Source organism: Paenibacillus vulneris (genome assembly GCF_039543185.1).
GTDB classification, from domain to species: Bacteria; Bacillota; Bacilli; order Paenibacillales; family NBRC-103111; genus Paenibacillus_S; species Paenibacillus_S vulneris.
Window position 1 is genome coordinate 39,650 of the sequence record NZ_BAABJG010000017.1, and the last position, 9,685, is coordinate 49,334.

Genomic DNA, 9,685 nt, shown 5'->3' on the forward strand with positions numbered 1-9,685 from the left:
AATCGGGTACCCTGCAGGACTTTTATTAATCATTCAGCTGCTCAGACGTTATCGCAGTGAGATAACGTTCCGCTGCCGCCTCGTCTCCAGTCAGTAAGCCTATTAATGACATGAGCGTCTGAGACATCCATTTCTTCGGATGGAGGAGCACCTGCAGCTGGAAGCGAAGATCCGGATGACGGAACGGAATCACGGCCAGCTTGCCCCTCTGGAGCTCATCCTCTACCGCAATCCGGGGCAGCAGCGCGATGCCGAGCCCGTTCATGACGCAATGCTTGATCGCCTCCAGACTTCCAAGCTCGAACCCGATCCGGTACGCCACTCCGTTATCCCGCAGCACCTTCTCAAAGGTGCTGCGGTAGATGCAGCTTCCTTCGGACACGATCAGCTCGCAGCCCTCCAGATCACGGAGGGCTGCTTCAGCCGCTGCTGTGAGTGCATGTCCCGGAGGCGCGATGAGAACAAGCGGCTCCTCGCGCACCGTAATGCAGCGGAGCGAAGCATCCGCAGGATGACGGTCAAGAAGCAGGGCGACGTCGTATTCGCCCTCCTTGACCTTAGCTACCAGCTCCGCCTCGCTATCGGGCAGGAGCTGAATCCCCAGCCCCGGATGCAGCTGCCTCAGCTGCTGCAAATACGGCGGCAAATAATAGGCTGCCAACGAATCGATGGTGCCTATTGTGACCGCGGCGTTAACCTGATTCGCAATCGATTCCTTCGATTGATCGTACAGGTCCAGCATCTGCACCGCCAGCTTAAGCAGCGCTTCTCCCGGCGGAGTCAGCCGCAGCTGCTTGCCGTATCGTTCAAACAAAGAGACCCCGTATTCTCTCTCCAGCTTCTGAATTTGCATGGTCACGCTCGACTGCGCATAACCGAGCTCCTCCCCGGCCCGAGTAAAGCTCGCTCTTCGAGCCACCTCGCGAAACGTACGAAAGTAGGTCAAATCCATCGTCTGCCGCCCCTATCATCAAAAATTTTGATGCACCTTATCATTTATTATAGCTAACACTGATAATGAGTTCCATGCTAAAGTGATTGTAATCCAATCACAGCAAGTCTTCCGAGATAACAGTTCGACACTTTCTATAAAGCATGAGGAGGAATTCATGATGTTAACCGAACAGCAGCTCAAAGGGATCTATCTCCCGATCATAACCCCTTTTCACCCGAACGGAGAAGTCGACGAGGAGTCCTTCCGCAATCTGGTATCCCGTTACGTCGGGGATGGCATTCACGGACTGGTCGTGAATGGAACGACCGGCGAATCTCCTACAATGAAGCAAACCGAGTGGGAGGCGCTGACACGGATAGCGAAGGAAACGATCGGCTCGCGTATCCCGATAGTGCTGGGAACCGGCACGAACGATACGGCATCCACCGTTCAGAGAACGGAGCAGGCCGGTCTTCTCGGAGCGGACGCCGCACTTATCGTCGTTCCTTATTATAATAGGCCGTCGCAGCAAGGGATTATTGAACATTTTCGGAGGGTAGCCGAGGTAGGGGTTCCGGTGATTTTGTACGAGATTCCAAGCCGAACCGGAATTACTCTAGAGGTAGATACCGTCCGTACCATTCTGGATATAGACGGCGTTATTGGAATGAAGGATAGCTCAGGGGGCATCGGGCTCGTTTCCGAGCTGTCACGCCATGGGTCGAAGCCGGTGCTGTGCGGAGAGGACGCTAATTTCTACGCCTCCTTATGCTGCGGAGCCAAAGGGGGCATGCTGGCTTCCGCACACCTGCATACCGAGCGGTTCGTTCATATCTATAACCGCTTTCTCTCCGGCCACGTGAGCGAAGCCAAGCTGGAGTTCGACGAACTGCTGCCGCTCATCCGGCTGCTGTTCGCCGAGCCGAACCCCGCTCCGCTCAAATGGATTCTCGCGGAGCAGGGCCGTATCGCCAGCGGCGCGCTGCGCCTGCCGCTGACGCCCATCAGCGCGAAGCTGCAAGAGCAGCTTCAGCCTTATCTCTCCTCATGACTTACTCCCTCGTCATGAGGGCCTCTTGCGCCGCCGGATCGCGGCGCTGCTGCTTCGGGAGGACCCAGCACCGGTCCTCTCGTCTCAACACCTCCACGGGCGACTCGAAGAAGCTCGACAAATGCTGCTCGGTCAGCACCTCGCTCACCTGTCCGGAGGCGAAGACCTCGCCCCGGCGCAGCAGCAGAGCATGACGGAACATCGGCAAAATCTCCTCCGTATGGTGGGTCACATATAATAATGTCGGCGCATCAGGCGATTTCGCCAGCTGGTCGATCACCTCAAGAAGCGCCTCCCGTGAAAACAAATCCAGCCCATTGCACGGCTCATCCAAAATCAAAAGCTTCGGCGAGCTCATCAATGCGCGGGCGATTAATATTTTTTGCTTCTCCCCTTGGGAGCAGGTTTGATACTGGCGTCCTTTCAAATGGATACACCGCATTTGCTCCATCAAGGCGTTCGCGCGTTCCCAATCCTCTTCTCCCGGCTTTTCGTATAATCCGATGGTCGCATATTTGCCGCTGACGACAATTTGCTCTACCTTATCGGTTGCATACAGCTTTTCCTGCAAAGACAAGCTTACCCAGCCGATAGACATGCGAAGCTCTCTTAAATCAACAGTACCGTAAGGATGACCCAGCACGGACACCTTGCCCGAGGTTGGCCATATATAACCGTTAACGATGTTAAGCATCGTCGTCTTGCCGGAACCGTTCAATCCGAGAATAGCCCAGTGCTCTCCCGGGCGCACCTGCCAGTTAATATCGGTGAGCAGCTCGTTTTTTTCTCTGCGGTAAGTGATGTTTTGCAAATCAATGACATAATCCATTCGGTTCCTCTCCCCTCTTAATATCCGATCATCTGATGTTTAATAGCATACCATAAAAACTCCTTTTTCGGCTAGCCTTAAAACAAAAACGCCCCACCGCTAAAGGCAGAACGCACAAATAAAACACATAGTCCATCAGAACGCCCGGATGGCCCAGCTGGCGGAGCTTCGCGGTGATACGTACCGTGGTTGACGACATGTTATAATGTCCAAATGGCTGGCGCGAAGTGTGCCATACTGGGGATGAGGATACTCCCTCACTGCGTCCTGATCCTGCTCCACAAGGAAGGCCCGATATTTCTCTGCCAGCTGATGATACAGCTCCTGCATCGTATCCAAGCTGACTCCCTTTGCCTGCTTAATGGCTTCCATCATAGCGTCGAAGCTTTTGCCGGACACGGCGCCAAACCACGTCGTATCTACATGGTATATGAGCGAGCGCATCCGCTATAGAAGGAAAAACACTTTGCACTGCGGCACCATAAAGCTCCTCCGGCAGCTCCTTTAGATGGTTCAATATTTTCTCATTTGCTCATACGTGAAGTCATAAGCTGAATCCCAGCAGATTTCATCGTGATGTAAATGATAAGAGACGATCAGCTAAGCATACGGTATATCTCGATCAGATTACCGTCCGGGTCGCAAAAATGGGCAATACGCGCGTTCCACTGCATCCGGTCATGCGGTTCGGTCCTACAGGCGGCCCCCTTTGCCTTCAGCCGGTCTGCAGCCGCATCGACATCGTCAACCTCGAATTGCAGCAGAAATGGGGCCGGTCCTGCTTCTCCCCCGCGGGATTCCCCCGACATGCCTCCGAGCACATCGGCCATCATAGCTTTGGAAACAACCTCAATACGAGTCTCGCCGTTGTTGAACAGCGCGTACTCCATCTCTTCCATATACCAGCCTACCGGGAGTTCAAGCACATCCCTATAAAATGCGGCGCTAGTCTTGAAATCGTCCGCCAACAGACGGATTTGCAGCAGCTTCATTTCCATTCCTCCTAATTAGGGCAGCAGTCCCCGTTCATATCCATCCATTTATTTCGTTGGATTCACCTTGCTGACCCTATTCTATAGGAGGTTGACTGACAATTACGGTCAGTGATGTTACATGGACCGGTAATAATCGGCCAGCTGCGAAGCCAGCTCGACCAGCTTGTCCCTGAGAATCGCCGGCTCCTTAACCTGAATCGACCTGCCATAGGATAGCAGCAGATGGGGAAAATAGGTGGCTACCGCTCTCTCTTCCAAGCGGAAGTGCGCTTCGGTCGCCGACCTTTCCTCCAACACATGACCAAGATACCAGTGTGCGCATAAATCATTAATCGCTGATTCCCTGCCCGCAATGCGAATGGAAATCCGATTTTCCTCGTTATCCTTATCAGGCAAAAGCGTGCCTAAGAAAAAGTCTTTGGCGGAAAATGCATGCGGCCGCTCGAAACGGTCCGACGTCGGGGATACCTCCTGGATGCGATCTACGCGGAAGCTGCGAACATCCCGGCGCAAATGGCAAAATCCGACGATATACCATTTTCCCTTCCAATAAACAAGTCCGTACGGGTCTATTTGCCGCTGAAGCGGCAGCTGAGCAGTTCCCTTCAAATAGCTCATCTCGACGGTGCAGCCTCGCGCCACAGAAACCTCCAGCTCTTGAAGTAAGGCTTCATGGGAATCGTCCGCAGGGGCATGAATGACATCGAAGCCGACCAAATGCCGGTTGATCTCGTTTAGCTGCTCTTCATTCGTATACATTTTAAGCTTGCCGACCGCTCTCTGCAGCGCTTCGCCATAGGGATATCCGGCTTCCTGTGCGAAAACGGCCGCATGAATGAGAGCCTTCTGCTCCGTCATGTCAAAAAACAAAGGAGCCTCATTAAACTGGCTCAGCAGGCTGTATCCTCCGTTATGCCCCGAATCCGCAATAATCGGAACACCGCTGGCACACAGCGCGTCAATATACCGATACACTGTGCGGACATGAATTTCCAGCTCGTCTGCCAGCTGCTTGGCCGTTACCCGTTTACGATCCTTCAAGAGCCATAGGATTGCCAGCATATTATCTGCTTTGGACATCGTGTGCGACTGCCCCTTTCCTCGCGATTGCTTATAAGTGCTGGTTTCATTTTATTTCCACTTGGAAGCAGATTCAATCTCTTCCTGCTGCAGCCGCGCAAAGAAGCTTTGCACGAACTCCCGGAAGCTCCGGGCCGCCATCGAATGATAACGGTCCTTCTTCCAGGCTAAGCCTATCGGCCTGCGGCAGTCAGGTTCTTCAATTCTAAGCGGTACTACAGAGGTATGATCCCAGAATCTTAAGTTCAGCATAGTGCTGAATGAAATGCCAAGTCCCGCCTTTACCAGACTGCGAACGGACGCCGGCTCATCGATTTCGTAGGCGATATCCGGACGAATTCCCGCCTGTTGGAAATAAGCGTCGGTCAGATCGCGCAGGTTGTTGCCGCTCTTCAGGTTGATGAACGTTTCACCGGCCAGCTCGTCCAGTCTGACCGAGGCTCTCTCCGCTAGCGGATGCTCATGCGGCACCATTAGGATGATCTCGTCGTTCATCAGCGACAACCATTCGATGCCCGAATATTCAATAGGCATGGAAGCTATACACAGATCAAGCTCCCCGCTGTGCAGCTGCTCGATCATGGTCTGCAGCGAATGCTGGTGAACGCGGAATTTGACATGCGGATGCTCGGCGCCGAACGCCTTGAGCAAGTCACCTAATACTTGTGTTGACATGACCCCTAAGGAAATGTAGCCATGCTCCATCCCGCCAAGATCCCTAACCTCTCGCAGTCCATCGTGAATATTGGCCAGCGCCTGATCAATATGACGGAGAAAGACGCGTCCGAATGGATTTAACCTAATCTGGCGCCCTTGCCGGTCGAACAACGGAACCCCTACCTCACTTTCCAGACGGGCGATCGTTTGGCTTAAAGCGGGCTGAGCGATGGCAAGCTCTTTGGCTGCCCTGGTCATATGCTCATGCTTCGCCACCGCCTGAAAATATTTCAATTGAAGCAGCTCCACCCTAACCCTCCTCCTACCGCCTGAGATAGTGATAAACCGACCGAAATCAATTAATAAGTTCAAACTTATGAATTAATATGAAAATTAATATTTTTTTATATGAGCATTCAAGAGTAGTATAAACCATAGTGTCAAAAAAATCATGTCAGGCGGTCATAAAACGTATGAACGATAAAGTTACAATCCCAGTGTGGGCGCTCGGCAACTTTCTCGTCGTTATGAACACGACAATGTTCAACGTATCCCTTCCGGATATTATCGGGCAGCTCCATATTACGGCGGGGCAGGGCTCCTGGATCGTATCGGGCTATTCTATCGTCTTTGCCCTGTCGACTATCATTTTCAGCCGGTTATCGGATTTCATCCCCATTCGTAAGCTTTGGACGATCGGGATTTCGCTTCTCGTCATAGCTTCTGTCATCGGCCTGTTCGCCGATAGCTTCGGGCTTGTCTTGCTTGCCCGGCTGTTTCAGGCCAGCGGAGCCGGAGCAACGCCTGGGCTCGGCATGGTGCTTGCCAGCCGCTATGTGCCCTACGAACGTCGGGGAAGGGCCATCTCGATGATCGCTTCGGGAAGTGCACTGGCGTTCGGTCTGGGGCCGGTTATCGGAGGTGCTATTACGCAATATTTCGGTTGGCACGAGCTGTTTGCCGTCACCTGCCTGGTTATTCTGCTGGTCCCTATCTTATGGAGACTTATCCCCAAAGAAACGCTGGAAAGGGTTCGGTTCGATTACACCGGGGCGGCCTTGATCGTTATTACTTCGTCGGCTTTCTTAATTGCCGTCACTCAGCTGTCCGGCATCGTCCTTATCCTTAGCATCATTGCCCTAGGCTTAACGGTTTGGCATCTGCGAAGAGCGGAGAAGCCCTTCATTCCGCCGGTTTTATTCCAAAACGCGGCCTACCGCAAGCTGTTATGCATCGCATTCTTCGTCTTTGTTATGAACTTGTCGATGCTGTTTCTGATGCCGCTAATTTATTCCAAGGTATTCAGCATGGGGGCGGCATCGATCGGACTGATGATTTTCCCCGGCGCCTTCCTATCTGCATGCCTGTTGAAGCTGGTCGGCCGATGGATAGACCGGTACGGCAACTATAGGTTCATGATGGCAGGGCATGTGCTGCTCGGAATTTCCATCTTGATGATCTCGTTATGGGTGCATGCATCTGCGTTTGTGACCTTGGCAGCCTATCTTATTTTCTCACCGTCCCTATCCTCCGTTACCTCCGCTCTATCGAATGAAGTGTCACGGATCCTGCCGAAGCATCTGATAGGGTCGGGGATGGGACTAACCCAGCTGTCCCAATACCTGGGCGGGTCGTTCGCCGTCGCTGGTTGCGGAATATTTCTCGTATGGCAGAACAATACCACTCCCGCTGAAGCTTATCAGCATTTATATTTTATCTTGTTTATCATTCTCCTGATATCCCTAGGGATGCTGGTACTATACAAGAAATCGGGCAAAGCGGCCAAGCAAGCGGCTGCTGTCGCAAATGACAAGCAAGCCGTTCAAGGCTAAACGAAACAAATCGCATTGAGCGGAAAATGGCAAAAAACCGCACTACGGCATGGAGTAGAGACTATCGTCTCGCTTTTCCTTGCTATAGTACGGTTTTCTTTTTTCGAAGCAGCCTATATTTAGCCGCTCATCCGCTCGGCATATTCCGCGAAATGGGTTAATACGTTCTCCCACCGCAGCTTCATTTCTTCTCTCACCGCCAGGTCCGCTAATTTCTCCTGGTGAAAGCTGACCGTCGTCCTTCCGCCGCTTGCAGGCAATAAACGAATCTGAAGCGTAGACGGCTTCTCCCAGCCTCTCCTCTGCCAGGTCATTCGCAGCTGCTCATAAGGCTTAACGACTCTCATCTCTCCGAGCGTTCCGTCGTTGGCTGCATAACGCTGTCCGGGCTCCAGATTCAGCTTCTCCAAGTCACCCAGCCAAAGCTTCAACCCGGATGATGAGAGCAAATACTGCCAGGCTTGCTCCCGGGTCATCTTTAACGTTCTTCTGATGCCAATTTGAACACCTGCCGCCGCTGTCACTCCTACCGGCTTCGTCATTGTTCAGCCCTCCCGCTATCCATGTACTTCCTATTATAACCGAAAATAGTAGAAAGGTAATCTGCCGATAAAAACAAAAAAACCTTGATTTCTCAAGGTTTGTACCTTTAAGCGGGTGATGGGAATCGAACCCACGCTACCAGCTTGGAAGGCTGGAGTTCTACCATTGAACTACACCCGCAAAAACATATGGTCGGGATGACACGATTCGAACATGCGACCCCCTGGTCCCAAACCAGGTGCTCTACCAAGCTGAGCTACATCCCGTTAATTATGGTGCCGGTAGAGGGACTTGAACCCCCACGGTTTCCCTCACGATTTTGAGTCGCGCGCGTCTGCCAATTCCGCCATACCGGCTTGATACACGTGCCCTGAGAGATTCGAACTCCCGACCTTTTGATTCGTAGTCAAACGCTCTATCCAGCTGAGCTAAGGGCACATAAGGTTGATTAATGGAGCGGAAGACGGGAATCGAACCCGCGACCCTCGCCTTGGCAAGGCGATGCTCTACCGCTGAGCCACTTCCGCAAAACGATGCGCTCGAGAGGACTCGAACCTCCACGGGGGGTTAGCCCACACGGACCTGAACCGTGCGCGTCTGCCAATTCCGCCACGAACGCATGAATCTGAGCCATGTAGGACTCGAACCTACGACACCCTGATTAAAAGTCAGGTGCTCTACCAACTGAGCTAATGGCTCACGCAATGGCTCGGGACGGAATCGAACCGCCGACACGAGGATTTTCAGTCCTCTGCTCTACCGACTGAGCTACCGAGCCTTAAGATGTTTGAAGTTAGGGTAAAATGGCGGAGCCGACGGGATTCGAACCCGCGGTCTCCTGCGTGACAGGCAGGCATGTTAGGCCTCTACACCACGGCTCCACACTTATTTTGCAGCACACAGCTATCTGCATCCTGCAAGTGACGAGTAGAACGACCTCCCGGTCTTCCACCCCACAATGTCACGAACATAAATGGTGGAGGCTGACGGGATCGAACCGCCGACCCTCTGCTTGTAAGGCAGATGCTCTCCCAGCTGAGCTAAGCCTCCGCTATGTATGAACATTATGGGATCTGCACAAAGTAATCAAGTACTTTGCTTAGAATAATGACCCGTAGGGGATTCGAACCCCTGTTACCTCCGTGAAAGGGAGGTGTCTTAACCCCTTGACCAACGGGCCTTGAAGAAATGGCTCCCCGAACAGGACTCGAACCTGTGACAACTCGATTAACAGTCGAGTGCTCTACCAACTGAGCTATCAGGGAACGCTGGTGGGCCTTAGTGGACTCGAACCACCGACCTCACCCTTATCAGGGGTGCGCTCTAACCAGCTGAGCTAAAGGCCCTTACCCAGAAGAAAAAACCCACATGAGTGGGAATTCGCTTGGCGACGTTCTACTCTCCCAGGACCCTTCGGTCCAAGTACCATCGACGCTGGAAGGCTTAACGTTCGTGTTCGGTATGGGTACGCGTGGTTCCCTTCCGCCATCATCACCAAACTGGATTTTTCGAAGTGTTACCTCTTCGAAATCGCTGCGAGAAAATATCCGTCCTTAGAAAGGACCTGCAGCTCAAGGCTTATTCCTTGAAAACTAGATACGAAATGCATGCGTATTGTTGAGCAATTTGTGTTTCGGGGCCTGCGACGCTTACGCATCGCAGCTCTCTGACCATACTTCGTATGGCAGATAATTGGTTAAGCCCTCGACCGATTAGTATTCGTCAGCTCCACACGTTGCCGTGCTTCCACCCCGAACCTATCTA

Annotated in this window: 9 protein-coding genes, 13 tRNA genes and 1 rRNA gene; 2 read left to right on the forward strand and 21 right to left on the reverse strand. The window is 52.7% G+C overall.

All coding sequences use genetic code 11. The features are described from left to right. Positions 1-25: 25 nt before the first annotated feature. Entirely contained in the window at positions 26-952 is a 927-nt protein-coding gene (locus tag ABEA66_RS17580) for a LysR family transcriptional regulator (RefSeq protein ID WP_345589404.1), read from the reverse strand. 160 nt (positions 953-1,112) lie between these two features. Between ABEA66_RS17580 and dapA the strand changes: the two genes are divergently transcribed. After that, positions 1,113-1,985, forward strand: coding sequence for a 4-hydroxy-tetrahydrodipicolinate synthase (gene dapA, locus ABEA66_RS17585; protein ID WP_345589424.1), 873 nt, complete (start codon positions 1,113-1,115; stop codon positions 1,983-1,985). Position 1,986: 1 nt separating this feature from the next. On the opposite strand, the gene ABEA66_RS17590 is transcribed toward dapA, so the two are convergent. The 5 genes from ABEA66_RS17590 to ABEA66_RS17610 form a co-directional block, all read right to left on the reverse strand. After that, complete coding sequence (locus tag ABEA66_RS17590; RefSeq protein WP_345589406.1) at positions 1,987-2,814, reverse strand: ABC transporter ATP-binding protein; 828 nt, start codon at positions 2,812-2,814, stop codon at positions 1,987-1,989. A 135-nt stretch (positions 2,815-2,949) separates the two neighbouring features. Continuing rightward, positions 2,950-3,213, reverse strand: coding sequence for a hypothetical protein (locus tag ABEA66_RS17595; protein ID WP_345589408.1), 264 nt, complete (start codon positions 3,211-3,213; stop codon positions 2,950-2,952). A gap of 197 nt (positions 3,214-3,410) precedes the next feature. Continuing rightward, positions 3,411-3,806 carry a VOC family protein gene (locus tag ABEA66_RS17600; RefSeq protein WP_345589410.1) on the reverse strand — a complete coding sequence of 132 codons (396 nt, stop codon included), beginning with the start codon at positions 3,804-3,806 and terminating at the stop codon, positions 3,411-3,413. Positions 3,807-3,923: 117 nt separating this feature from the next. Further along, positions 3,924-4,889: a helix-turn-helix transcriptional regulator gene (locus ABEA66_RS17605; protein WP_345589412.1), complete on the reverse strand. Its 966-nt coding sequence runs from the start codon at positions 4,887-4,889 to the stop codon at positions 3,924-3,926. A 51-nt stretch (positions 4,890-4,940) separates the two neighbouring features. Then, entirely contained in the window at positions 4,941-5,855 is a 915-nt protein-coding gene (locus ABEA66_RS17610; protein WP_345589414.1) for a LysR family transcriptional regulator, read from the reverse strand. Positions 5,856-6,019: 164 nt separating this feature from the next. Between ABEA66_RS17610 and ABEA66_RS17615 the strand changes: the two genes are divergently transcribed. Then, positions 6,020-7,378 (forward strand): MFS transporter, encoded by a 1,359-nt coding sequence (locus ABEA66_RS17615; protein WP_345589416.1) that lies wholly within the window; start codon positions 6,020-6,022, stop codon positions 7,376-7,378. 119 nt (positions 7,379-7,497) lie between these two features. Here ABEA66_RS17615 and ABEA66_RS17620 read toward each other — a convergent pair whose 3' ends face one another. From ABEA66_RS17620 to rrf, 15 genes are all read right to left on the reverse strand, one after another. Then, complete coding sequence (locus ABEA66_RS17620) at positions 7,498-7,920, reverse strand: SRPBCC family protein (protein WP_345589418.1); 423 nt, start codon at positions 7,918-7,920, stop codon at positions 7,498-7,500. A 110-nt stretch (positions 7,921-8,030) separates the two neighbouring features. After that, positions 8,031-8,101, reverse strand: a tRNA-Gly gene (locus tag ABEA66_RS17625). A gap of 9 nt (positions 8,102-8,110) precedes the next feature. Then, positions 8,111-8,187 (reverse strand) — tRNA-Pro (locus tag ABEA66_RS17630). Positions 8,188-8,194: 7 nt separating this feature from the next. After that, positions 8,195-8,277, reverse strand: a tRNA-Leu gene (locus tag ABEA66_RS17635). Positions 8,278-8,285: 8 nt separating this feature from the next. Continuing rightward, positions 8,286-8,359, reverse strand: a tRNA-Arg gene (locus ABEA66_RS17640). Between the two features lie 14 nt (positions 8,360-8,373). Next, a tRNA-Gly gene (locus ABEA66_RS17645) sits at positions 8,374-8,448 on the reverse strand. Positions 8,449-8,455: 7 nt separating this feature from the next. After that, positions 8,456-8,540 (reverse strand) — tRNA-Leu (locus tag ABEA66_RS17650). A gap of 7 nt (positions 8,541-8,547) precedes the next feature. Next, positions 8,548-8,620, reverse strand: a tRNA-Lys gene (locus tag ABEA66_RS17655). A 6-nt stretch (positions 8,621-8,626) separates the two neighbouring features. Further along, positions 8,627-8,699, reverse strand: a tRNA-Phe gene (locus tag ABEA66_RS17660). A 26-nt stretch (positions 8,700-8,725) separates the two neighbouring features. After that, positions 8,726-8,802, reverse strand: a tRNA-Asp gene (locus tag ABEA66_RS17665). A 93-nt stretch (positions 8,803-8,895) separates the two neighbouring features. Further along, positions 8,896-8,971, reverse strand: a tRNA-Val gene (locus ABEA66_RS17670). Positions 8,972-9,029: 58 nt separating this feature from the next. Next, positions 9,030-9,101, reverse strand: a tRNA-Glu gene (locus ABEA66_RS17675). A gap of 9 nt (positions 9,102-9,110) precedes the next feature. After that, positions 9,111-9,186, reverse strand: a tRNA-Asn gene (locus ABEA66_RS17680). Positions 9,187-9,190: 4 nt separating this feature from the next. Further along, positions 9,191-9,267 (reverse strand) — tRNA-Ile (locus ABEA66_RS17685). Positions 9,268-9,303: 36 nt separating this feature from the next. Then, a 5S ribosomal RNA gene (gene rrf / locus ABEA66_RS17690) occupies positions 9,304-9,420 on the reverse strand. Between the last annotated feature and the right edge of the window lie 265 nt (positions 9,421-9,685).